Source organism: Serratia liquefaciens (genome assembly GCF_027594825.1).
Lineage (GTDB): Bacteria > Pseudomonadota > Gammaproteobacteria > Enterobacterales > Enterobacteriaceae > Serratia > Serratia liquefaciens_A.
The window spans coordinates 2,767,128-2,791,014 of record NZ_CP088930.1; the positions used below are offsets into that span (position 1 = coordinate 2,767,128).

Annotated in this window: 16 protein-coding genes, 4 tRNA genes, 3 rRNA genes and 1 riboswitch; of the genes, 5 read left to right on the plus strand and 18 right to left on the minus strand. The window is 54.6% G+C overall.

Annotated features, from left to right (window positions below; genetic code table 11):
- From ytfQ to btuB, 10 genes are all read right to left on the minus strand, one after another.
- Nucleotides 1-957, minus strand: a complete 957-nt coding sequence (gene ytfQ / locus LQ945_RS12545) for a galactofuranose ABC transporter, galactofuranose-binding protein YtfQ (protein WP_270100894.1) — start codon at nt 955-957, stop codon at nt 1-3.
- Between the two features lie 314 nt (nt 958-1,271).
- Nucleotides 1,272-1,347: transfer RNA gene (locus LQ945_RS12550), tRNA-Trp, on the minus strand.
- Nucleotides 1,348-1,399: 52 nt separating this feature from the next.
- Nucleotides 1,400-1,476: transfer RNA gene (locus LQ945_RS12555), tRNA-Asp, on the minus strand.
- A 95-nt stretch (nt 1,477-1,571) separates the two neighbouring features.
- Nucleotides 1,572-1,687 (minus strand): 5S ribosomal RNA (gene rrf / locus LQ945_RS12560).
- 98 nt (nt 1,688-1,785) lie between these two features.
- Nucleotides 1,786-4,695 (minus strand): 23S ribosomal RNA (locus LQ945_RS12565).
- 215 nt (nt 4,696-4,910) lie between these two features.
- Nucleotides 4,911-4,986: transfer RNA gene (locus LQ945_RS12570), tRNA-Ala, on the minus strand.
- Between the two features lie 107 nt (nt 4,987-5,093).
- Nucleotides 5,094-5,170, minus strand: a tRNA-Ile gene (locus tag LQ945_RS12575).
- Between the two features lie 76 nt (nt 5,171-5,246).
- Nucleotides 5,247-6,789: ribosomal RNA gene (locus tag LQ945_RS12580) — 16S ribosomal RNA — on the minus strand.
- Together the 16S, 23S and 5S rRNA genes with 4 tRNA genes alongside form the textbook arrangement of a ribosomal RNA operon.
- 434 nt (nt 6,790-7,223) lie before the next feature.
- Nucleotides 7,224-8,087 carry a glutamate racemase gene (murI, locus tag LQ945_RS12585; RefSeq protein WP_182823517.1) on the minus strand — a complete coding sequence of 288 codons (864 nt, stop codon included), beginning with the start codon at nt 8,085-8,087 and terminating at the stop codon, nt 7,224-7,226.
- Entirely contained in the window at nt 8,032-9,903 is a 1,872-nt protein-coding gene (btuB, locus tag LQ945_RS12590) for a TonB-dependent vitamin B12 receptor BtuB (RefSeq protein WP_182823519.1), read from the minus strand. Before btuB ends, murI begins: the two co-directional genes overlap by 56 nt.
- A 67-nt stretch (nt 9,904-9,970) precedes the next feature.
- Nucleotides 9,971-10,184: riboswitch (cobalamin riboswitch) on the minus strand.
- 120 nt (nt 10,185-10,304) lie between these two features.
- Here btuB and trmA point away from each other — a divergent pair.
- A complete protein-coding gene (gene trmA, locus LQ945_RS12595; RefSeq protein WP_182823521.1) occupies nt 10,305-11,408 on the plus strand; it encodes a tRNA (uridine(54)-C5)-methyltransferase TrmA in 1,104 nt (367 codons plus the stop codon).
- A 43-nt stretch (nt 11,409-11,451) separates the two neighbouring features.
- Here trmA and LQ945_RS12600 read toward each other — a convergent pair whose 3' ends face one another.
- On the minus strand, nt 11,452-11,820 hold the full coding sequence (locus LQ945_RS12600) for a YijD family membrane protein (protein ID WP_020837513.1): 369 nt from the start codon (nt 11,818-11,820) through the stop codon (nt 11,452-11,454).
- Between the two features lie 12 nt (nt 11,821-11,832).
- The gene (gene fabR / locus LQ945_RS12605; protein WP_020837514.1) at nt 11,833-12,465 is read right to left on the minus strand and encodes an HTH-type transcriptional repressor FabR; all 633 of its coding nucleotides are present in this window, start codon (nt 12,463-12,465) and stop codon (nt 11,833-11,835) included.
- A 215-nt stretch (nt 12,466-12,680) separates the two neighbouring features.
- On the opposite strand from fabR, the gene sthA reads away from it, so the two are divergent.
- Entirely contained in the window at nt 12,681-14,078 is a 1,398-nt protein-coding gene (gene sthA, locus LQ945_RS12610) for a Si-specific NAD(P)(+) transhydrogenase (RefSeq protein WP_020837515.1), read from the plus strand.
- Here the strand turns inward: sthA and oxyR are convergent.
- Entirely contained in the window at nt 14,061-14,978 is a 918-nt protein-coding gene (gene oxyR, locus LQ945_RS12615; protein WP_020837516.1) for a DNA-binding transcriptional regulator OxyR, read from the minus strand. The two genes, sthA and oxyR, sit on opposite strands and share 18 nt — an antisense overlap.
- Before the next feature lie 151 nt (nt 14,979-15,129).
- Between oxyR and LQ945_RS12620 the strand changes: the two genes are divergently transcribed.
- Together LQ945_RS12620 and LQ945_RS12625 are read left to right on the plus strand one after the other, a co-directional pair.
- Nucleotides 15,130-15,861 (plus strand): glutathione peroxidase, encoded by a 732-nt coding sequence (locus LQ945_RS12620; protein WP_044554933.1) that lies wholly within the window; start codon nt 15,130-15,132, stop codon nt 15,859-15,861.
- 77 nt (nt 15,862-15,938) lie between these two features.
- On the plus strand, nt 15,939-17,387 hold the full coding sequence (locus LQ945_RS12625; protein ID WP_270100895.1) for a dihydrolipoyl dehydrogenase: 1,449 nt from the start codon (nt 15,939-15,941) through the stop codon (nt 17,385-17,387).
- Between the two features lie 61 nt (nt 17,388-17,448).
- On the opposite strand, the gene LQ945_RS12630 is transcribed toward LQ945_RS12625, so the two are convergent.
- The 5 genes from LQ945_RS12630 to argC all read right to left on the minus strand — a co-directional run bounded on the left by LQ945_RS12630 (nt 17,449) and on the right by argC (nt 22,346).
- Nucleotides 17,449-17,724, minus strand: a complete 276-nt coding sequence (locus LQ945_RS12630; RefSeq protein WP_270100896.1) for a hypothetical protein — start codon at nt 17,722-17,724, stop codon at nt 17,449-17,451.
- Nucleotides 17,725-17,840: 116 nt separating this feature from the next.
- On the minus strand, nt 17,841-19,214 hold the full coding sequence (gene argH / locus LQ945_RS12635; protein WP_270100897.1) for an argininosuccinate lyase: 1,374 nt from the start codon (nt 19,212-19,214) through the stop codon (nt 17,841-17,843).
- Nucleotides 19,215-19,292: 78 nt separating this feature from the next.
- Nucleotides 19,293-20,513: an argininosuccinate synthase gene (locus tag LQ945_RS12640; protein ID WP_270100898.1), complete on the minus strand. Its 1,221-nt coding sequence runs from the start codon at nt 20,511-20,513 to the stop codon at nt 19,293-19,295.
- A 25-nt stretch (nt 20,514-20,538) separates the two neighbouring features.
- Complete coding sequence (argB, locus tag LQ945_RS12645; protein ID WP_269936099.1) at nt 20,539-21,312, minus strand: acetylglutamate kinase; 774 nt, start codon at nt 21,310-21,312, stop codon at nt 20,539-20,541.
- A 29-nt stretch (nt 21,313-21,341) separates the two neighbouring features.
- Nucleotides 21,342-22,346 carry an N-acetyl-gamma-glutamyl-phosphate reductase gene (gene argC / locus LQ945_RS12650; protein WP_269936098.1) on the minus strand — a complete coding sequence of 335 codons (1,005 nt, stop codon included), beginning with the start codon at nt 22,344-22,346 and terminating at the stop codon, nt 21,342-21,344.
- Between the two features lie 216 nt (nt 22,347-22,562).
- Between argC and argE the strand changes: the two genes are divergently transcribed.
- Nucleotides 22,563-23,708 carry an acetylornithine deacetylase gene (gene argE, locus LQ945_RS12655; protein ID WP_020837529.1) on the plus strand — a complete coding sequence of 382 codons (1,146 nt, stop codon included), beginning with the start codon at nt 22,563-22,565 and terminating at the stop codon, nt 23,706-23,708.
- The last annotated feature ends 179 nt before the right edge of the window (nt 23,709-23,887 follow it).

Sequence of the window (23,887 nt, forward strand, 5' to 3'; positions counted from 1 at the left end):
TTAATAACCCATGCTTTTCTTCAGCTCGAATTCCTGTTTAGCCGTATCCGGTTGCAGCAGCTTAGACTCGGTCTGGATAAACTTCGGCGGCGGGGTACCGTCTTTCTTCATCGCCAGCAGCGCATCAAACGCCGGACCGGCCATATTCGGCGTTAGCTCGACCGTGGCATTGGCTTCACCGTCCATCATCGCCTTGAATATGTCAGGCACACCGTCGATAGAAACGATTTTGATCTGTGAGCCCGGCTTTAAGCCTGCCTCTTTGATCGCCTGGATGGCGCCGATTGCCATGTCGTCGTTATGTGCATAAACGGCGCAAATATTTTTGCCGTTTTGCTCGGCCTTGATGAAGCTTTCCATCACTTCTTTGCCTTTGCTGCGCGTGAAATCGCCTGATTGCGAGCGGATGATCTTAACGTTGGCGGCAGAGGCTATGCCGTCAGCAAAACCCTTCTTACGGTTGAGGGCAACGCTGGCGCCCACGGTGCCCTGCAGCTCCACCACGTTGCAAGGCTTGCCGGCGACCTCTTTCACCAGCCATTCTCCTGCGACTTTACCTTCGTGCACGCTGTCAGAAGCCACCGCCGCGGTATACAGCGAAGGGTCGTTTACCTCAATCATTCGGTCGAGCAGGAATACCGGGATCTTGGCCTCTTTGGCTTCCTGCAGCACAGGCGTCCAGCCGGTGGCGACAACAGGGGCAATGAAAATGGCGTCAACGCCCTGAGCAATAAAAGATCTGACCGCTTTGATCTGGTTTTCCTGTTTTTGCTGCGCATCGGCGATTTTCAGCGTGATATCCCGCTTTTCCGCTTCCTGTTTCGAGACCTTGGTTTCCGCCGAACGCCAACCCGATTCGGAACCAATCTGTGAAAAGCCGACGACCAGCGGTGCCGCCTGTCCCGTACCTACCAAGGCGCCAGTAATGGCGGCCGCTAACAGCAGACGTCTAACCATGTTGTTCTCCTCGCGCTGCCCTGACATGGAACCACGCCGGACAGGGATTATCGTTGTTGTGTATGCTGCATTTTTTCTGGTGAAGTGGGTGTCCTTAGGGTTGGACACACATTAGGTGTAGTCGAAAATCAGGCAGGAATAATGCGCAGCATCACATCACGGCAGAACAACCATTTTGTACATGGATCCAGCCAAAAATGTCTAAATTGGGAACGATTTCGGTGGGAGTTTTAAGCGATCTTTCAGGGGAATTGTGGGAGATGGGGAAATTTCACGCAAAAAAAACCCTTCGCTTTCGCAAAGGGTTTCTAATATGGCAGGGGCGGAGAGACTCGAACTCGCGACACCCGGTTTTGGAGACCGGTGCTCTACCAACTGAGCTACGCCCCTAAATCTCGCTTAACATTATGCCTGCTAAGTTAGCAGGCATAATTTAAATAAGTGGCGGAACGGACGGGGCTCGAACCCGCGACCCCCTGCGTGACAGGCAGGTATTCTAACCAACTGAACTACCGCTCCACCGATTCTTTTACGTCATATCTTTCGATATGGGCAAAACCGCGCTTGGCGATCCTGCTCATTACCAGTCGTCAGGCTGATAACGTTTATTTGATGCCTGGCAGTGTCCTACTCTCGCATGGGGAGACCCCACACTACCATCGGCGCTACGGCGTTTCACTTCTGAGTTCGGCATGGGGTCAGGTGGGACCACCGCGCTATTGCCGCCAGGCAAATTCTGTTTCATTCCAACCGCTACTCACGTAGCCATTGAAACCAATCTCGGAACTTCGCTGAAAATCTGTCTCTCTAAAACACCTTTGGTGTTGTAAGGTTAAGCCTCACGGATCATTAGTACTGGTTAGCTCAATGCATCGCTGCACTTACACACCCAGCCTATCAACGTCTTAGTCTTAAACGTTCCTTCAGGGGCCTTAAAGGCCCAGGGAAGACTCATCTCGAGGCAAGTTTCGCGCTTAGATGCTTTCAGCGCTTATCTTTTCCGCACTTAGCTACCGGGCAGTGCCATTGGCATGACAACCCGAACACCAGTGGTGCGTTCACTCCGGTCCTCTCGTACTAGGAGCAACCCCTCTCAATCTTCCAACGCCCACGGCAGATAGGGACCGAACTGTCTCACGACGTTCTAAACCCAGCTCGCGTACCACTTTAAATGGCGAACAGCCATACCCTTGGGACCTACTTCAGCCCCAGGATGTGATGAGCCGACATCGAGGTGCCAAACACCGCCGTCGATATGAACTCTTGGGCGGTATCAGCCTGTTATCCCCGGAGTACCTTTTATCCGTTGAGCGATGGCCCTTCCATTCAGAACCACCGGATCACTAAGACCTACTTTCGTACCTGCTCGAGCCGTCACTCTCGCAGTCAAGCTAGCTTATGCCTTTGCACTAACCTCACGATGTCCGACCGTGATTAGCTAACCTTCGTGCTCCTCCGTTACTCTTTGGGAGGAGACCGCCCCAGTCAAACTACCCACCAGACACTGTCCTCACCCCGGATTACGGGGCCGAGTTAGAACATCAAACATTAAAGGGTGGTATTTCAAGGTTGGCTCCACGCAGACTGGCGTCCACGCTTCAAAGCCTCCCACCTATCCTACACATCAAGGCTCAATGTTCAGTGTCAAGCTATAGTAAAGGTTCACGGGGTCTTTCCGTCTTGCCGCGGGTACACTGCATCTTCACAGCGAGTTCAATTTCACTGAGTCTCGGGTGGAGACAGCCTGGCCATCATTACGCCATTCGTGCAGGTCGGAACTTACCCGACAAGGAATTTCGCTACCTTAGGACCGTTATAGTTACGGCCGCCGTTTACTGGGGCTTCGATCAAGAGCTTCGCCTTGCGGCTGACCCCATCAATTAACCTTCCAGCACCGGGCAGGCGTCACACCGTATACGTCCACTTTCGTGTTTGCACAGTGCTGTGTTTTTATTAAACAGTTGCAGCCAGCTGGTATCTGCGACTGGCTTCAGCTCCGAGAGCAAGTCTCTTCACCTACGCGCCAGCGTGCCTTCTCCCGAAGTTACGGCACCATTTTGCCTAGTTCCTTCACCCGAGTTCTCTCAAGCGCCTTGGTATTCTCTACCTGACCACCTGTGTCGGTTTGGGGTACGATTCTGTGTTACCTGATGCTTAGAGGCTTTTCCTGGAAGCTTGGCATCAACTACTTCTGCACCGTAGTGCATCGTCATCACGCCTCAGGGTTGAATAAGCAACCGGATTTACCAGGTCACTCCCCCTACACGCTTAAACCGGGACAACCGTCGCCCGGCTAGCCTAGCCTTCTCCGTCCCCCCTTCGCAGTAACACCGAGTACAGGAATATTAACCTGTTTCCCATCGACTACGCCTTTCGGCCTCGCCTTAGGGGTCGACTCACCCTGCCCCGATTAACGTTGGACAGGAACCCTTGGTCTTCCGGCGAGCGGGTTTTTCACCCGCTTTATCGTTACTTATGTCAGCATTCGCACTTCTGATACCTCCAGCAACCCTCACAGGTCACCTTCAACGGCTTACAGAACGCTCCCCTACCCAACAACGCCTAAGCGTCGCTGCCGCAGCTTCGGTGCATGGTTTAGCCCCGTTACATCTTCCGCGCAGGCCGACTCGACCAGTGAGCTATTACGCTTTCTTTAAATGATGGCTGCTTCTAAGCCAACATCCTGGCTGTCTATGCCTTCCCACATCGTTTCCCACTTAACCATGACTTTGGGACCTTAGCTGGCGGTCTGGGTTGTTTCCCTCTTCACGACGGACGTTAGCACCCGCCGTGTGTCTCCCGTGATAACATTCTTCGGTATTCGGAGTTTGCATCGGTTTGGTAAGCCGGGATGGCCCCCTAGCCGAAACAGTGCTCTACCCCCGAAGATGAGTTCACGAGGCGCTACCTAAATAGCTTTCGGGGAGAACCAGCTATCTCCCGGTTTGATTGGCCTTTCACCCCCAGCCACAAGTCATCCGCTAATTTTTCAACATTAGTCGGTTCGGTCCTCCAGTTAGTGTTACCCAACCTTCAACCTGCCCATGGCTAGATCACCGGGTTTCGGGTCTATACCTTGCAACTATTCGCCCAGTTAAGACTCGGTTTCCCTACGGCTCCCCTATACGGTTAACCTTGCTACAAAATATAAGTCGCTGACCCATTATACAAAAGGTACGCAGTCACCCAACAAAGTAGGCTCCCACTGCTTGTACGTACACGGTTTCAGGTTCTATTTCACTCCCCTCGCCGGGGTTCTTTTCGCCTTTCCCTCACGGTACTGGTTCACTATCGGTCAGTCAGGAGTATTTAGCCTTGGAGGATGGTCCCCCCATATTCAGACAGGATGTCACGTGTCCCGCCCTACTCATCGAACTCACAATTAATGCATTTTAGTGTACGGGACTATCACCCTTTACTGTGCGACTTTCCAGACGCTTCCACTAACACAAGAACTGATTCAGGTTCTGGGCTCCTCCCCGTTCGCTCGCCGCTACTGGGGGAATCTCGGTTGATTTCTTTTCCTCGGGGTACTTAGATGTTTCAGTTCCCCCGGTTCGCCTCATACGACTATGTATTCATCGTATGATAGTGCAACGAATTGCACTGGGTTTCCCCATTCGGGTATCGCCGGTTATAACGGTTCATATCACCTTACCGACGCTTATCGCAGATTAGCACGCCCTTCATCGCCTCTGACTGCCTAGGCATCCACCGTGTACGCTTAGTCACTTAACCTCACAACCCGAAGGTGTTTCTGTAAACAGAGAACACTGTCGTGCTGTTTATTTGAGAGACTCTATGACAGGTTAATCCTTACCCCAATAGTTCTACGGAGGGATAAGTTTCAGCTGTCATGTTTCAATTTTCAGCTTGTTCCAGATTGTTAAAGAGCAAAATACTTCGCAGCATACTGTTACCAGTACACTCTGAAGTATTGATACAGGACTATATGGTGGAGCTAAGCGGGATCGAACCGCTGACCTCCTGCGTGCAAGGCAGGCGCTCTCCCAGCTGAGCTATAGCCCCATACAGTCACTTGCAGATACCTTTATTACCTCATTCGATTCCAAACAAGACGCGGCGCCACGCGGCTTTACAGCCATGCGGTGAAGCAACGCAGTATGGGAAAGAATTGGTAGGCCTGAGTGGACTTGAACCACCGACCTCACCCTTATCAGGGGTGCGCTCTAACCACCTGAGCTACAAGCCTATTAAAGGTATTTCTGCTCGTTACTTTTTCATCAGACAATCTGTGTGAGCACTTCACGCGAATCAATATCATTAGGTAAGGAGGTGATCCAACCGCAGGTTCCCCTACGGTTACCTTGTTACGACTTCACCCCAGTCATGAATCACAAAGTGGTAAGCGCCCTCCCGAAGGTTAAGCTACCTACTTCTTTTGCAACCCACTCCCATGGTGTGACGGGCGGTGTGTACAAGGCCCGGGAACGTATTCACCGTAGCATTCTGATCTACGATTACTAGCGATTCCGACTTCACGGAGTCGAGTTGCAGACTCCGATCCGGACTACGACGTACTTTATGAGGTCCGCTTGCTCTCGCGAGTTCGCTTCTCTTTGTATACGCCATTGTAGCACGTGTGTAGCCCTACTCGTAAGGGCCATGATGACTTGACGTCATCCCCACCTTCCTCCGGTTTATCACCGGCAGTCTCCTTTGAGTTCCCGCCATGACGCGCTGGCAACAAAGGATAAGGGTTGCGCTCGTTGCGGGACTTAACCCAACATTTCACAACACGAGCTGACGACAGCCATGCAGCACCTGTCTCAGAGTTCCCGAAGGCACTAAGCTATCTCTAGCGAATTCTCTGGATGTCAAGAGTAGGTAAGGTTCTTCGCGTTGCATCGAATTAAACCACATGCTCCACCGCTTGTGCGGGCCCCCGTCAATTCATTTGAGTTTTAACCTTGCGGCCGTACTCCCCAGGCGGTCGACTTAACGCGTTAGCTCCGGAAGCCACGCCTCAAGGGCACAACCTCCAAGTCGACATCGTTTACAGCGTGGACTACCAGGGTATCTAATCCTGTTTGCTCCCCACGCTTTCGCACCTGAGCGTCAGTCTTTGTCCAGGGGGCCGCCTTCGCCACCGGTATTCCTCCAGATCTCTACGCATTTCACCGCTACACCTGGAATTCTACCCCCCTCTACAAGACTCTAGCTTGCCAGTTTCAAATGCAGTTCCCACGTTAAGCGCGGGGATTTCACATCTGACTTAACAAACCGCCTGCGTGCGCTTTACGCCCAGTAATTCCGATTAACGCTTGCACCCTCCGTATTACCGCGGCTGCTGGCACGGAGTTAGCCGGTGCTTCTTCTGCGAGTAACGTCAATGCACAGTGCTATTAACACTGAACCCTTCCTCCTCGCTGAAAGTGCTTTACAACCCGAAGGCCTTCTTCACACACGCGGCATGGCTGCATCAGGCTTGCGCCCATTGTGCAATATTCCCCACTGCTGCCTCCCGTAGGAGTCTGGACCGTGTCTCAGTTCCAGTGTGGCTGGTCATCCTCTCAGACCAGCTAGGGATCGTCGCCTAGGTGAGCCATTACCCCACCTACTAGCTAATCCCATCTGGGCACATCTGATGGCATGAGGCCCGAAGGTCCCCCACTTTGGTCCGAAGACGTTATGCGGTATTAGCTACCGTTTCCAGTAGTTATCCCCCTCCATCAGGCAGTTTCCCAGACATTACTCACCCGTCCGCCGCTCGTCACCCGGAGAGCAAGCTCTCCTGTGCTACCGCTCGACTTGCATGTGTTAGGCCTGCCGCCAGCGTTCAATCTGAGCCATGATCAAACTCTTCAATTAAAAGCTTGATTTGCTTCAACTCGTGAAGCGATGCTCGAAAATTAACTTTCGTAATAATCAGACCGTTGACGAATCAACCGACTGACTTATTGCTTGGTCACTCTTCAAGACTTGATATTTTTTCGAACCCGAAGGTTCTGGATATCGTCTTGTGGAGTGCCCACACAGATTGTCTGATAAATTGTTAAAGAGCAGTGAGTTAGGTTGCTAACTCGAGGTGGCGTATATTACGCTTTTCACCTGAAGAGTCAAGCTTTTTTCTTATTAAGAAACGGTGTTTTCACCGGCTTGAATCTTTCTGGCTGGGCGACTGGTTCTCGTTAGAGGAGTCGTTGTTCCCGGTCAGTGGAGGCGCATTATAGGGAGTTCTCAGAAGGCCGCAACCCCTAATTTCAATATTTTTTCCGACAGTTTAACATTTAACCAAAACAGCCTTAAAGAGGCAGTTTTTTCAACGATTTAAAGCCATATCCCTGCAGAACGGGCAATAAAGCGTCAGTATCTTCATTTAACGCCATGCAATACGCCAGATTCTCTTCCTGCGTCGACACCAGATTTTCCTGCGTCGAAATCAGCCATGCGGTACGACGGGCAATCGCCGCGCCGGAATCGATCAGTCGGGTTCCCTCAGGCAACACCTGCATCAGCTCTTCTGCTAATAAAGGGAAATGGGTGCAACCGAGTACCACGGTATCCGGTGGCTCGCGCATGCTCAGCCATGGATGGAGAATTTTCTTCAGCGCCGGCAGCGGTACGGCTTCGCCATGCAGCTTGGCTTCAGCCAGTTCCACCAGCTCAGAGGAGCCAAGCAGCTCGATCTTGCAATCGGTAGCGAAACGGGCGATCAGCTCATGGGTATAAGTACGCTGTACGGTACCGCGGGTAGCCAGCAGGCCCACCACACCATTGGCGGTCAGGCGGGCTGCGGGCTTGATGGCAGGCACCACGCCGACAACCGGGAAGGTAAAGCGTTCGCGCAGGGCCGGCAGGGAGACCGTACTGGCCGTGTTACAAGCGATGATGACTATCGCCAGAGGATGCCGGTGCTGCACCGCGCTGACAATCTCCAGCACGCGCTCAACAATAAACTCTTCGGATTTCTCGCCGTAGGGAAACGCCACATTATCGAAGGCGTATATATAGTGGAGGTCCGGCAGCAATTGCCGAACCTCTTGGTACACCGATAACCCGCCGACGCCGGAATCAAATACCAGCACCGTCGGACGGGCCGTAGCAGGGGTGTTAGAAGGTATAGCTTCCAGTGAGGTAGTATTCTCTTCCTGGAGTAGCGTAGCCATAAGCCGTCTCATAATCTTTATCAAACAGGTTGGCGATTCTACCACGAACTGTCAGATGAGATGTGACCGGATACGAAACTGCGAGATCCCACAGGCTGACACCGCCGAGTTTGACGCTTTGCTCTGGATAGGTGCTGTAGTCTTTATCATAACGCTCACCCAGGTATTGATAGGTGACCGCCCAGTCAAAATCATAGACCTGCCAATCCAGCTCATACTTCACCTGCTGTTTGGCACGACGCAACAGCACTTCGTTGGTTTTGGCATTGCGCGGATCGACATAGTCGTAACCAATGTGATGGGTTAACGGCCCCGTGTCGAATGAAGCCGTTGCTTCAATACCTTTAATAGTGGCTTTGCCAACATTGTAATAAACGTAGTTGGTCTCGCCGGTGGAATCAATCAGGTTATCAATGTCGTTGCGGTATCCGGACACGCGCCAGGTTACCGGCCCGGTCAAACCTTCAAAGCCCCCTTCCCACTGCTTGCTTTCTTCCGGCTTCAGATCGGTATTATTGCCGAAGTTGCCATACAGTTGACCCATATTAGGGGCTTTGAATGCCGTGCCGTAGGAAGCGATGAAACGGTACCCTTCAATGAACTCCCAGCCCGCGCTGGTTTGCCAGGTGCCATGCCAACCGAATTCTGAGTGATCGTCGCCGCGAACCGCCCCTTCCAGGGTGACCGGCCCGACCAACTGCTGCGCAGTAAGATAAACACCGGCGTTGCGCTGCGTTTTCTCACCGTTAACCGTGGTGGAGTCTGGCTTGATTTGCTGATGTTGCCAGTCAATCCCTGAGCTGACCGTACCCTGACCCACCTGAAGGGTATTTCCCCATTGCAGGTTGTACTGCTCGGAGTCAACCAGGCTGGCTGAGCTGTCATGCATGCCGCGACGAGGATCGTAATCATAATCCTTGCTGTGGCTGTAGCTGCCAATCAACTGCGTTGCGTAGATACCTTCCTTATAACGCAGGCCGGTATCCCAGGTCTGGCTATACAGCTTACGGGTATCAACCAGCGCGCTGGTTGGCGAAGAGTAATAAGCGTCGTAAGCCGTGCGGTTGTCATAACCGTAACCACGAACAAAACCGCTGATAGCCTCGTTGAACTGATGATCAACAGCGCCGTACAACGACTTGCTCATAAAGCCGTCGCGATCCTGCTGGCTTTGCATGCCGGTACTGCCGTAGGCCACCACATCATAGCCTTTGGTATAGGTGTAGTTACCGGCGACCGTGGCAACCGTGCTGTCGCCCAGCTGTTGCTGAGTAGACGCGTCATAGGCCTGGTAGCCGTTAGACCCCACACCGGCGGAAAGCGTAGTGCCGTTCTTTTCGCGGGTGGTAATAATGTTAACCACGCCGCCAATGGCATCGGAGCCATAAACGGCCGAACGTGGGCCACGAATATATTCAACTTTCTGCACCAGCGAGATCGGGATCTGGCTGAGATCGGAAGAGCCGCTGATACCGGCCTGATTAAGACGAATACCGTCAATCAGTACCAGCACGTGGCTGGAATTGGTGCCGCGAATGAACAGCGAGCTTTTTTGCCCCAGACCACCGTTTTGCCCCACGTCTACGCCCGGCAGGCGGCGCATCACGTCGGTCAGGCTTTTTGCCTGCCAGCGGTCGATTTCATCACGGGTGACGACGGACGTGGGTGCCAGCACGGAAGAAACCGGCTGTGGGAAGCGGTTGGCGGAAACCACCAGATTATCGCTGTTATTGGCTGTGGTGTTGTCTTGCGCCCATCCAGAAAAAGCCGTGACGGAGGAAACCACCGCCAGCAGCGTATTTTTTGTAATTGTCATGAAAAAGCATCCAAACTTAATTGGCGGATGCCGCAGGATCATGGCCGGTATTTCGCGACGGCCACGGACATTGCGACGTAACACCGGCAGGTCTTCGGGCTTGGGAGTTGCGGGCGACCTCTTGGCTACCCGCACCGGGCGATGACTTCCCGTCCTGCAATGGACAGTGTCTGCGTAAAACGCTATCGCCGTGACTTCCCCTTACCGCTGCGCGTCAGCTCCGGATTCACACCGGATTCCCTTTTCACTCGCTGCTTGAGGCCGGACGACAATGCTACGATCAATGTAAATAGATGTCTAGACTGCTATCAATGTTACAAATAATAAACAAGACAAAACTGGACTTCACGGACTGATTCCCTACAATCCCCGCTGATCAAATTTGCCTGACGAGAAGAAACATGACGCCCGAGAATTTGCCTATTGAACGTTACGATGACCAACTGGCGGAAAAAACTGCCCGGCTGAAGACGCTGATGTCACCGTTCACGGCACCCGAGCCGGAAGTGTTCCGCTCGCAAGTCGAACACTACCGCATGCGCGCCGAATTCCGCATCTGGCATGATGAAGACGAGATGTACCACATCATGTTTGACCAGCAGACCAAGCAACGCATCCGCGTCGAGCAGTTTCCTGCCGCCAGCGAATTGATTAACCGCCTGATGAGCGCACTGATCGCCGCCATCAAGCCGGATCCTATTTTGCGCCGCAAGCTGTTCCAGATTGATTACCTGTCTACGCGCAGCGGCAAAATCATCGCCTCGCTGCTGTATCACCGTAAGCTGGACGACGAATGGCAGCGGCAGGCAGAAAAGCTGCGGGATGATCTCCGTGCCCAGGGCTTTGACCTGCAGTTGATTGGTCGCGCGTCGAAGATGAAAATCATGCTGGATCAGGATTATGTAGACGAAGTCCTGCCGGTCGCCGGCCGCGACATGATTTACCGTCAGGTGGAAAACAGCTTTACCCAGCCGAATGCGGCGATGAACATACAGATGCTGGAATGGGCGCTGGACGTGACCGCCGGCTCTAAAGGCGATCTGCTGGAGCTGTATTGCGGCAACGGCAACTTCTCCCTGGCGCTGGCGCGTAACTTCGAGCGGGTGCTGGCCACAGAAATAGCCAAGCCTTCCGTTGCTGCGGCGCAATACAACATTGCCGCCAATCATATCGACAACGTACAGATTATCCGTATGGCGGCGGAAGACTTTACCCAGGCGATGAACGGAGTACGCGAGTTTAATCGTTTGAAGGGTATCGATCTGAGCAGCTATAACTGCGAAACCATTTTCGTCGATCCGCCGCGCAGCGGGCTGGATGATGAAACGGTAAAAATGGTGCAGGCCTATCCGCGTATTTTGTATATCTCATGCAACCCGGAAACGCTGTGCGCCAATCTGGAGACGTTGCAGGAAACGCATCAAATCAGCCGTCTGGCATTGTTCGATCAGTTCCCGTACACCCATCATATGGAATGCGGCGTACTGTTGGAAAAACGCGTTTAATCCCACAGGGGCGCCACGCTTGCTGCGCCCCTGCTTTTGCCCTTTACGCCGGGGTATTCTCATCCAGCGCCTTGCGCGCTTTCAGCTTCATACCAATCCAGAACACCAGCGCCACGGAAATAATCGCCGGCAGGAAGTTAGAGCCGATCTGCGGGTATTCGGCACGCACTATCGCACTGTACAGCAGTACCCCCAGCAGGAAGGTCGCCGCCGCCAGCTTAGGTATGCCATCCGGCATCGCACGGTGCAGATAACGTTGATGCAGGCAATACACCGCCAACACCAGGGCAATAATCGGGAAAATCGAAAACGGCACCACCGAGCTGAACAGCGCGGCGAACGAACCGTTGATTGAAAGGCCGGCAATCAACGCCAGCAGTAAGGTGCCATTCTCACGGCCTGGTTTTTCCATCGTTTTCTACCTTTATACGTGGGATACAGAAGTTTTTTCTTGTTCGCGGCGATACCAATAATAAGCGCCTTTGGAAATCATCCGCAGTTGCAACACTAACCGCTCTTCGAGCCGACGCCGCTGATCGATGTCGATATCCAGCGCTTCAGCACCGGCGCTAAAGACAATGGTGACCATCGCTTCCGCCTGCGCTTCGGTGAAACTGCGCGGCATGTGGTTTTCCAGCTCGAGGTAATCCGCCAGTTCGGCGATAAAATGTTGGATCTCACGCGCCACCGCCGCACGAAAGGCCGCCGAGGTCCCGGAACGTTCACGCAACAGCAGGCGGAAGGCGTTGGGATTATTGCCGATAAACTCCATAAAGGTGGATACCGAGGTGCGGATCACGCTGCCCCCCTTGGCGATACGCTGCCGCGCCTGTCGCATCAGTTGACGCAGCATCAGGCCGCTCTCATCAACCATGGTTAACCCCAGCTCGTCCACATCACGGAAGTGGCGATAAAATGACGTCGGCGCGATACCCGCTTCGCGCGAGACCTCGCGCAGGCTCAGACTGGCAAAGCTGCGTTCGGCGCTCAGTTGGCTGAAGGCCGCTTCGATGAGGGAACGACGAGTCCGTTCTTTTTGTTGTGCTCTGACGCCCATATGCATATCCAGATAAGATCCATTTTGTCAGTCTAACGCCGTAGACCCGGCAATATAGCAAATTTTATTGCAACAGCATTTATACAAACGCGCCCTGTCACAGTTTCAGCCTGCACCATTTGTGCTTTGCCTCAAAAAGCCTAATGGTGATTGGGCACTCAGCGCTATGATGTTAAGATACCGTTGTAATTTTGTATAAGACAGGTCTCTCCCCTATGCAACAGCACTATCAATTTGATGCCATAGTTATTGGCTCGGGCCCAGGTGGTGAAGGTGCCGCTATGGGGTTGGTGAAACAGGGCGCCCGCGTGGCCGTGATAGAACGGTACAATAACGTAGGCGGTGGATGTACCCATTGGGGCACCATCCCATCCAAAGCCCTCCGCCACGCCGTTAGCCGCATTATCGAATTCAACCAAAACCCGCTTTATAACAATTCACGCACGCTCAGCGCGACATTCCCTGATATTTTACGCCACGCCGATAACGTCATTAATCAGCAAACCCGGATGCGTCAGGGATTCTATGAGCGCAACCAGTGCAAGCTGTTTGCCGGTGATGCGCGCTTTATCGACGCCAACACCGTCAGCGTCAGCTATATGGACGGCACCCAGGACACCATCCGCGCCGATCATATCGTTATTGCCTGCGGCTCACGCCCGTACAACCCGTCGAGCGTCGATTTTAACCATCCGCGTATTTATAACAGTGATTCCATTCTCGAACTGAACCACGAACCGCGTCACGTCATCATTTATGGTGCCGGGGTGATCGGTTGTGAATATGCATCTATCTTCCGCGGTTTGAACGTGAAGGTGGATCTGATCAACACCCGCGATCGTCTGCTGGCGTTCCTCGACCAGGAAATGTCGGACTCGCTGTCATATCACTTCTGGAACAACGGCGTGGTGATCCGCCACAACGAAGAGTTCGAGAAGATCGAAGGCACCGAAGACGGCGTGATTGTTCACCTGAAATCCGGCAAGAAAGTGAAGGCCGATTGCCTGCTGTACGCCAACGGCCGCACCGGTAATACCGATTCGCTGGGGCTGGAGAACGTCGGTCTGGAGTCAGACAGCCGTGGCCTGTTGAAAGTGAACAGCATGTACCAGACCGCGCTGCCGCACATTTATGCCGTGGGTGACGTGATTGGCTACCCGAGTCTGGCATCTGCAGCTTACGATCAGGGCCGCATTGCCGCGCAGGCGATTTCCTCCGGCGAAGCCAGTGGGCACCTGATTGAAGACATCCCGACCGGTATCTACACCATCCCGGAAATCAGCTCCGTCGGTAAAACCGAGCAGGAATTGACAGCGATGAAAGTGCCGTATGAAGTGGGTCGCGCACAGTTCAAGCATCTGGCCCGCGCGCAGATTGCCGGCATGAACGTCGGCAGCCTGAAGATCCTGTTCCATCGCGACACCCTGCAGATCCTCGGGATCCACTGCTTCGGCGAGCGTGCGGCAGAGATCATCCACATCGGCCAGGCAATCATGGAACAGAAAGGTGAAGGCAATACTATCGAATACTTCGTTAATACGACCTTCAACTATCCGACCATGGCCGAAGCCTACCGGGTAGCAGCGCTGAACGGCTTAAACCGCCTGTTTTAACGTGGTGCCCATATAGCTTTGCATGTGCTCGCGGATCGCCTCGGCCAATTGCTCATAACGACTGCGCAATGGGGAACCGGGGCGGTACACCAGCGCAATGGTGCGCTTGGGTTCAGGTTTGAAGCAGTCCAGGTAACAGACGCCGTCGCGCTCACGCTGCGGCGGTACCGCCAGTGACGGCAACAACGTAATCCCACTGCCCGCCGCGACCATATTACGCAGCGTTTCCAGGCTGGTCGCCCGGAAGTGGGTATCTTCGTCAGCCCCTGCCTGGAAACAAAAGCCCATCGCCTGATCGCGCAGGCAGTGGCCATCTTCCAGCATCAACAACTTTTCCCCGGCCAGATCCGGCATCGCCACGCGGTCACGCTGCGACCATGGGTGATCGGAATACACCGCCAACTTCATCGGTTCGTCAAACAGCGGCACTTCAATAAAGGCTTCCGTTTCCTTCACCAGCGCCAGGATGGCGCAGTCCAGTTTACCGCTGTCGAGCTGCGCCAACAGCTGTTGGGTTTGCGCTTCATGCAGGTACATTTCCAGCTTGGGAAAGGTTTTGTGCAGCGTAGGAATGATCTGCGGCAGCAGATAAGGCCCGACGGTGGGGATCAGGCCGATATGCAGCGGCCCGGACATGGCTTCACCTTGCTGGCTGGCCATCTCTTTCAGAACTTTGACTTCGCGCAGCACGGTACGCGCCTGTTCCACCAGCAACAGGCCCGCCTGGGTGAATAACACCTTGCGGCTGGTGCGTTCGAGCAGCATCACACCCAGCTCGTCTTCCAGCTTACGGATCTGCCCACTCAGCGTGGGTTGGCTAACATGGCAAGAATCGGCGGCACGGCGGAAATGCCGGTGCTCGGCCAAAGCGACCAGGTACTCTAAATCACGAATATTCATTGTTTCCCTCCAGACCACGATAGCTCATGGCGATAGATAAGATAGCAATGAGCGATTAGATCTATCAAGCCCCGACGTCAATAATGTCACCCAACGAAGCGATACCGCGCTAACAGCTAAAAATTATTTTTCCTAATTAAGGGGTTAATTCATGTTTACCAGTCAAGAAGGCAAAAAAGTTCCTCAGGTTACCTTCCACACCCGTCAGGGCGACCAATGGATTGACGTCACCACTGATGACCTGTTCAAAGATAAAACCGTCATCGTGTTTTCACTGCCGGGCGCGTTTACCCCAACCTGTTCTTCCAGCCACCTGCCGCGCTACAACGAACTGTCCAGCGTATTCAAACAGCACGGCGTTGACAGCATTCTGTGCGTTTCAGTGAACGACACCTTCGTCATGAACGCCTGGAAGGCCGATCAGCACGCAGAGAACATCACCTTCATTCCGGACGGCAACGGCGAGTTCACCAAAGGCATGGACATGCTGGTCGAGAAAGCGGATCTGGGCTTTGGCCCGCGCTCATGGCGTTATTCCATGCTGGTTCGCAACGGCGTGGTGGAAAAAATGTTCGTCGAACCTAACAAGCCGGGCGACCCGTTTGAAGTGTCTGACGCCGACACCATGCTGAAATACCTGGCGCCGGAATTCAAAGTGCAGGAGTCGGTTTCCCTGTTCACCAAACCGGGCTGCCCGTTCTGTGCCAAAGCCAAACAAATGCTGCAGGAACGTGGCATCCAGTATGAAGAGATCGTACTGGGTCAGGACGCCACCACCGTCAGCCTGCGCGCCGTCACCGGTCGCGCGACCGTACCGCAGGTGTTTATCGGCGGTCGTCATATCGGCGGTAGCGATGACCTGGAAACTTTCCTGTCAGCCTGATTTATAAGTAATAACAAAGCCAACGTGAACTTTTGGCGGGCTCCGGCCCGCCCTTTTTTTAGCTTTCAGGAGCGGATATGAAACAGTTGAATGTTGACGTCGCGGTCATCGGCGGCGGCACCGCCGGTCTGGGCGCCTATCGCGCCGCCAAGCTTGCCACCCCGAGCGTGGTGATGATCGAGGGCGGAGCTTATGGCACCACCTGTGCCCGCGTTGGCTGCATGCCATCAAAATTGCTGATTGCCGCCGCCGAGGCGGTGCATCAAATCGAGCGGGCACCGGGTTTTGGCGTGTATCCCGCCGGTAAAACCACCATTAACGGCCGTGAAGTCATGGACCGCGTTAAACGCGAGCGAGACCGTTTCGTCGGCTTTGTACTGGAAGGCGTCGACGAGATCCCGGCCACCGACAAAATTCAGGGTTACGCCCGCTTCATCGACGACAATACTCTGCAGGTGGACGATCACACTCGCATTGTGGCGCAACGTATCGTTATCGCCACCGGTTCCCGCCCAAGCTGGCCGGCAGCGTGGAATGCGTTGGGCGACCGATTGATCGTAAATGATGACGTGTTCAACTGGACTGATTTGCCAGACTCGGTGGCCGTGTTCGGGCCCGGCTTCATTGGTCTGGAACTGGGGCAGGCGCTGCATCGCCTCGGCGTCGAAACCAAGGTATTTGGCGTTGGTGGTGCCGTCGGGCCGCTAACCGACAGTACGGTACGCAATTATGCCGCCAAGGCGTTGGGTGAAGAGTTCTATCTTGATGCCGATGTGAAAGTGGACATGATGCAGCGCGAAGGCGACAAGGTCTTTATCCGCTACCGGGATCTGGGTGGTTTGCCGCAGGAGATCATGGTGGATTACGTCCTGGCTGCCACCGGTCGTCGGCCGAACGTCGATAATCTGGGCCTTGAGAATACCCGCCTGACGCTCGATGCCAGAGGCGTGCCTCAGGCCGATCGCCTGACGATGCAAACCAGCGTACCGCATATCTTTATCGCCGGTGATGCCAGCAACCAGCTGCCGCTGTTGCACGAAGCCAGCGATCAGACACGCATTGCCGGAACCAACGCCGGGAGCTTCCCGGAAGTCACTCCAGGCCTGCGGCGCAGCGCGATTTCGGTGGTGTTTTCCGATCCGCAGATCGCCATGGTCGGCTCCACCTTCCGTGAGCTGAATGAAAAATTCAGCGCCTGCGGCTGTTTCGAAATCGGTGAGGTGTCATTCGAAAATCAGGGCCGTTCACGGGTCATGCTGCGTAATAAAGGCATTCTGCACGTCTACGGCGAGCAAGGCACCGGGCGTTTCCTTGGTGCAGAAATGATGGGGCCGGACGTCGAGCATATCGCTCATCTATTGGCGTGGGCGCACCAGCAGAAAATGACCGTCAACCAGATGCTGGACATGCCGTTCTATCACCCGGTGATCGAGGAAGGCCTGCGTACCGCATTGCGCGATCTGCAGTCAAAACTCAAACTGGGCGAGGCCGAGGCAGAGCGCTGCCAACGCTGTCCGGGCGAGTAGCACTTCCAAAAACAAAGGGCGCAGTTCTGCATATGAACTTCGCCCTTTATACATGTCAGAATCAAACGGACTCAGCGTTTAACTCTTTCCATCCATCGCCTTCACTATCATTCGCCTTTAATTCCTGCAAAGTAACACTGAAGAAATATCGACGAGGATTCCCGCACATCCAGCAACTGCAATCAGGCGCTGTAGTAACTAACTTACCTGCTCTACGGGCAATTCCCTGCGCCGTAAATGACTCCGGATAAATTATTCCGCCGTAGTAATTTTTACGATTACTTTTTAGACGATAATAGTGATGACGACGTAATCCACGCTTTCTGTTTTTGTACATTGATTTCTCCATATCCGGCAGAGACTTTGTTTGCCTCTGCCTTGCGTATGTAGAAATCAGTAAAAACAGGCACTAACTGTAAATAATGCATAAACATCCTTGTTCTTTACTTTGAGTTAAGCCAAACGCTGTTTCGCCGCGGCGATCGCGCTAGCGACCTGCTGAGGAGAAACGCCCCCCTTCGCGGAACGTTTATCCAGGCATGATTGAAGTGCCAGAATCGGGTATACGTCGTCACCAATCACCGCGCTGAATTTCTGCAAATCAGTCAACGGCAAGGCTTCCAGCGCTTTCCCCTGGCGGATCGCCTCTACGACTGCTTCACCGACGATATGGTGCGCCTCACGGAATGGCACACCTTTGGCGACCAGATAATCCGCCAGTTCAGTCGAGTTGGCGTAGCCCTGCTCCGCCGCTTCCTTACAACGCGGACGTTTCACCTGAATGCCATCCAGCACCAGCGCCGCCATCTGCAGACAGTCCATCCAGGTGTCCAACGCATCGAACAGCCCTTCCTTGTCTTCCTGCATATCTTTGTTGTACGCCAGCGGCAGGCCTTTCAGCGTCATCATCATGCCCGTCAGTGCGCCCTGCACACGGCCGCATTTACCGCGGATCAGCTCCAGCGCATCCGGGTTTTTCTTCTGCGGCATCAGCGAGGAACCGGAAGTCACGCGGTCGGACAGATCGACAAAGGCCGCTTCGCCGCTGTTGAAGAAGATCAGGTCTTCGGCAAAGCGCGACAGGTGCACCATGCTGATAGAGGCGTTAGACAACAGTTCCAGCACGTGGTCACGATCGGAAACGCTGTCCAGACTGTTACGGGTTGCCGAAGCAAAGCCCAGCCAACCGGCCAGTTGCTCGCGGTCGATCGGGTACGCGGTACCGGCCAGTGCGCCGCTGCCCAGCGGGCTGACGTCCAGACGTTTCAGCGTATCCTGCAGACGGCTTTCATCACGCGCCAGCATTTCGACATAGGCCAGACACCAGTGGGCAAAGGTCACCGGCTGCGCACGCTGCAAGTGGGTATAGCCCGGCATCACCGCATCCTGGTTGGCTTCGGCGGTTTCCACCAGCGCCTGTTGCAGTTGCACGATGGCCTGATGCAGCTCACCAATTTGTTGTTTGCACCACAATTTCAGATCGGTCGCGACCTGATCGTTACGGCTACGGCCGGTGTGCAGTTTTTTACCCAGATCGCCGACCTTGTCGATCAGCTTTTGCTCCACCCAGCTGTGAATATCTTCCGCATCGCTGCTGACAATCGCCTGCGGATCGGCCTGCACCTCTTCCAACAGCACGCTCAGCGCCTGTTCCAGCTGTTGCTGCTCGGTCGCCGTCAATACGTTGACGGTCACCAGCGCTTTCGACCAGGCTACTGACCCTACGATGTCCTGTTCTGCCAGGCGATAATCGAAGCGCAGAGAATCATTTAACTGCTTAAACCGCTGATCTGCCGCCTGACTGAACCGTCCGCCCCAAAGTGCCATACCTTACTCCTGAATTTTATGCGAATAAGGGCGCAGCACGCTGCGCCCTTACCAAGTCACGCCGAATAATCAATAAAGTTACTTGTTCTTTTTCTCGTTCAGCGCACGAATGCGTGAAGAGAGCGAAAACAGGCGGATAAAGCCACCGGCATGGCTGTGATCGTAAACTTCGTCTTCGCCAAAGGTGGCGAACTCTTCAGAGTACAGGCTGTTGGCAGATTTCTTCTGAATTGCCGTGACCTGGCCTTTGTACAGCTGCAGCACCACTTCGCCGTTCACTTCTTCGGCCAGTGCCTCAGCAGAGGCTTGCAGTGAACGACGCAGCGGTGCGAACCAACGGCCATCGTACACGACGTAAGCCATTTCCAGGCCCAACTGCTCACGCCATTTGAAGCTGTCGCGATCCAGAACCAACTGCTCAACGCCACGCAGTGCCGCCACCATAATGGTGCCGCCCGGGGTTTCATAGCAACCGCGGGATTTGATGCCCACCAAACGGTTTTCCACGATATCGATACGGCCGACACCATGTTTGGCGCCCAGCACGTTCAGGGTTTCCAGGCATTTGTACGGGCTCAACGCTTCGCCGTTTACCGCCACTACCCGGCCTTTCTCGACGGTAACAGTTACCTGCTCTGGCTGATCCGGAGCTTCCTGCGGATCGACGGTCCAGACCCAGCAGTCTTTATTCGGTGCATTCCACGGGCTTTCCAGCACGCCGCCTTCGGTAGAGATATGCCAGGCGTTTTCATCACGGCTGTAGATTTTTTCCAGCGACGCCGTGGTCGGGATGTTGCGCTCTTTCAGATAGTCCAGCAGCGCTTCACGGGAACGCAGGTTCCACTCGCGCCAAGGGGCTACCACTTTCAGGTGCGGCGCCAATGCGGTATAGGTGGTTTCGAAACGCACCTGGTCGTTACCTTTACCGGTTGCGCCGTGGCACAACGCGTCTGCACCGACCTTCAACGCCAGCTCAACCTGCGCCTTGGCGATGATCGGCCGGGCCATTGAGGTCCCCAGCAGGTAGCTGCCTTCATACAGGGCGCCGGTTTGCAGCACGGGGTAAACATAATCACGGATGAATTCTTCACGCAGATCAATCACGTGACACTCAGAGGCACCGGATTGCAGGGCTTTTTGCTCCACGCCTTCCAGATCGCTGCGCTCCTGGCCGATATCTGCCACGAACGCCACCACTTCGCAGCCGCCGTAGTTTTCTTTCAGCCAGGGAATGATGGCCGAAGTATCCAGGCCGCCAGAGTACGCCAGAACGATTTTTTTGATGCCTTGGTTTTGCATGGTCTTTTCCTTTTTAATTCTAAATTTAAGCGAGGATCCGGGTGCCAATCGACACGCCGTTAAACAGTGCAGGAAGCTGATCGGCATGGCGCCAACTGGCGATATCTACCGGGCGACCGAGGGTACGGGCTGCATCGAGCGCCGCATTCACCTTCACCACCATACCATCAGTGATGATGCCCTGGGCAATCAGTTGTTCCGCTTTTTGCGCCGTCATTTCTGCGATGCGCTGCCCTTTTCCGTCAAGGATGCCACTGACATCCGACAGCAGGATCAAATCCGCACCCAGCGTGGCGGCCAACGCGGTCGCCGCCTGATCGGCATTTACATTCATTAACTTCCCATCGGCGGTAATACCGATAGAGCTGATCACCGGCAGGTAGCCGGCACGCAGCAGAGTATTGAGCAACACCGGCGACCCCGGCTGCGCGTTGCCTACGTGGCCAAGCGCCGGATCGAGCGGAGTGACAGTGACGCTGCCGCCGTCCGCCAGGCTCAGGCCTACGGCATTAATCTGGTGTTTGATTGCCCATGCCAGCAAGGTTTTATTGGCAGTCCCGGCCAGGGCACCGGTGATAATGTCGATCTGATCGGCCGGGGTGACCCGCAGCCCATTTTTCTTCACCACCGGCAGGGAAAGCTGCTTCATCAGTTCGTCCACCACACAACCGCCGCCGTGAACGATAACCAGTGGGCGCTGATGCTGCTGGCGGTAGCTGTCCAGCGCGGTAAACAAACGCTCCAGCGCTTCTTCACTGTCTAATAACACGCCACCTAACTTGATAATTAACGGGTTCATCGCTGTTTACATCCCACGCTGGTGATTTATTAAAGTAATGACTGGGTTTCCGGGAACCCAAAACGGATATTCAGGCATTGCACCGCCTGAGCGGCTGCGCCTTTCAACAGGTTGTCTTCCACCGCCACGGCAATCAGGTGTTCGCCCTGCACGGCAAAGCCGATGTCGCAAAACGGCAACCCAACCACTGACTTCAGCGCCGGCACGCCTTTGTCGTACAGCCGCACCAGCGGTTTGTCGTCATAGGCGGCGTGATAAACGGCGGCCACGTCCTGCGCGGTCACGCCGGCTTTAAGGCGACAGGTGATGGTTTCGAGAATACCACGCGGGAAGTTACCCAAATGTGGCGTAAAAATGACCGGCACCCCCAGATGTGCGACGATTTCCGGATGATGACGGTGGTTGAAAATCCCGTACGGCTGCAGGCTCACTTCACAGAAGCTGGTGGTGACGCTGGCCTTGCGACCCGCGCCGCTAACGCCGCTGGTGGCGTTGATGACCGGCCACTGGTCGAGGTTCAACAAACCTTGGTCGATCAGCGGTTTCAGTGCCAGCTGCGCTGCCGTCGGGTAACAGCCCGGCACGGCGATCAGTTGCGCCTGCTTGATTTTGTCGCTCTGCCACTCCGCCAGGCCATACACCGCCTGCTCCAGCAGGTCGGCATGCTGATGTTCAAAACCGTAGTACTGGCTGTAGAAAGCGGCGTCTTTTACGCGGAATGCGCCGGAAAGATCGAACACCACGCAACCAGCGGCCAGGAAAGCCGGCGCGATATCGTGGCTGACTTCATGCGCCGTGGCCAGGAACACCACATCGATGCCCGCGGCAGCGGCGGCAACGTCAACCAAGGGTTGCAACGGCAGATCGACAATACCTTTTAACTGAGGGTGCAAATCGGAAAGCAATTTTCCTGCATCTGCACTTTGCGCTGAAACCGCTAAAGCGGTTATGTTCATGTGTGGGTGACGATTAAGGTACGCCGTGAGCTCCGCTCCGGCATAACCGCTGGCACCGACAATCAGCGTATTCAACATGGGGCCTTTCACCTTCTTGACTTGCGTTTGGTCGTATTCGACTCAGGTTTCCAGGCTCACCAGCGTTGTTTCGCCGTTCACCCACGAGGTCGAGCGTTGATGTTTTTATAATCATCCGGGAATCGGGTTCCCTTACGCTCCAGCTTACTGTATTTTTATTCACAATAACTGCATGAATATTGATACCAACCTAACCAAAGGCTGTCAACAGTGAAGATGAAATTACCTCCATTTATTGAGCTGTACCGGGCGTTGATCGCCACTCCGTCGATCAGCGCCACCGATGGTGCCCTCGATCAGAGTAATGAAGCGTTAATCAACTTGCTGGCCGGCTGGTTTGCCGATTTGGGCTTCCGCGTCGACGTGCAGCCGGTGCCGGACAGCCGCAACAAATTCAACCTGCTGGCAAGCATTGGCGAAGGCAGCGGCGGCTTGCTGCTGGCGGGCCACACCGATACCGTGCCTTATGATGAAGGCCGCTGGACGCGCGATCCTTTTACCCTGACCGAGCACGACAATAAGCTTTACGGACTGGGCACCGCCGACATGAAGGGCTTTTTTGCCTTTATTCTGGATGCGGTGCGTGACATCGATGCCAGCCAATTAACCAAGCCGTTGTACATTCTGGCCACCGCAGATGAAGAGACGACGATGGCCGGTGCACGTTACTTCGCCGCCTCGACCAGCATCCGCCCTGACTTCGCAATTATCGGCGAGCCGACCTCGTTGCAGCCGGTGCGTGCGCACAAAGGCCATATGGCCAACGCCATTCGCATCGTCGGCCAATCCGGCCATTCGAGCGACCCGGCGCGTGGCGTGAACGCCATCGATCTGATGCATGACACCATCGGCCGTTTGATGGAGCTGCGTAAAACGCTGCAGGAGCGCTACAACAACCCGGCGTTCGCCGTGCCCTATCCCACCATGAACTTCGGCCATATCAGCGGCGGCGATGCCGCTAACCGCATCTGCGCCTGCTGTGAACTGCATCTGGATATCCGTCCGCTGCCGGGCATGACGCTCGACAACATCAACGAACTGATGCACCAAACGCTGGAACCCATCAGCCAGCGCTGGCCGGGCCGCCTGAGTATCGAGGAACTGCATGCCTCGGTACCGGGCTACGAGTGTCCGACCGATCACCAGATGGTGGCGGTGATTGAGAAGCTGCTGGGCACCCGCACGCAGGTGGTCAACTACTGCACCGAAGCGCCGTTCGTCCAGCAGGTCTGTCCGACCCTGGTGCTGGGCCCCGGCTCTATCGACCAGGCGCATCAGCCGGATGAATACATCGATACCGGCTTTATCGAACCTACGCGCAAACTGCTGGGCCAACTGGTCAATCATTTTTGCCGTCAATAAACCTGATACAAAGTAGGGGTTATGATTTATCATTTCCCCTACCTCAAAATACGTATTAAACCAATGAAATAAGCCAGACTGATAACCGGCGTGCCGTAATTAAATTTCAGAAAATGCGCCGATTTTGATGTTTTTTTGCTAAAAATAGTGTCAATTGACCATTGGACAGGAACGTGGCG

Coding starts and splice junctions, on each gene's coding strand:
- ytfQ (WP_270100894.1), bottom strand. CDS start 957: ATGGTTAGACGTCTGCTGTTAGCGGCCGCCATTACTGGCGCCTTGGTA.
- murI (WP_182823517.1), bottom strand. CDS start 8,087: ATGGCTACGCTACTCCAGGAAGAGAATACTACCTCACTGGAAGCTATA.
- btuB (WP_182823519.1), bottom strand. CDS start 9,903: ATGACAATTACAAAAAATACGCTGCTGGCGGTGGTTTCCTCCGTCACG.
- trmA (WP_182823521.1), top strand. CDS start 10,305: ATGACGCCCGAGAATTTGCCTATTGAACGTTACGATGACCAACTGGCG.
- LQ945_RS12600 (WP_020837513.1), bottom strand. CDS start 11,820: ATGGAAAAACCAGGCCGTGAGAATGGCACCTTACTGCTGGCGTTGATT.
- fabR (WP_020837514.1), bottom strand. CDS start 12,465: ATGGGCGTCAGAGCACAACAAAAAGAACGGACTCGTCGTTCCCTCATC.
- sthA (WP_020837515.1), top strand. CDS start 12,681: ATGCAACAGCACTATCAATTTGATGCCATAGTTATTGGCTCGGGCCCA.
- oxyR (WP_020837516.1), bottom strand. CDS start 14,978: ATGAATATTCGTGATTTAGAGTACCTGGTCGCTTTGGCCGAGCACCGG.
- LQ945_RS12620 (WP_044554933.1), top strand. CDS start 15,130: ATGTTTACCAGTCAAGAAGGCAAAAAAGTTCCTCAGGTTACCTTCCAC.
- LQ945_RS12625 (WP_270100895.1), top strand. CDS start 15,939: ATGAAACAGTTGAATGTTGACGTCGCGGTCATCGGCGGCGGCACCGCC.
- LQ945_RS12630 (WP_270100896.1), bottom strand. CDS start 17,724: ATGTACAAAAACAGAAAGCGTGGATTACGTCGTCATCACTATTATCGT.
- argH (WP_270100897.1), bottom strand. CDS start 19,214: ATGGCACTTTGGGGCGGACGGTTCAGTCAGGCGGCAGATCAGCGGTTT.
- LQ945_RS12640 (WP_270100898.1), bottom strand. CDS start 20,513: ATGCAAAACCAAGGCATCAAAAAAATCGTTCTGGCGTACTCTGGCGGC.
- argB (WP_269936099.1), bottom strand. CDS start 21,312: ATGAACCCGTTAATTATCAAGTTAGGTGGCGTGTTATTAGACAGTGAA.
- argC (WP_269936098.1), bottom strand. CDS start 22,346: ATGTTGAATACGCTGATTGTCGGTGCCAGCGGTTATGCCGGAGCGGAG.
- argE (WP_020837529.1), top strand. CDS start 22,563: ATGAAATTACCTCCATTTATTGAGCTGTACCGGGCGTTGATCGCCACT.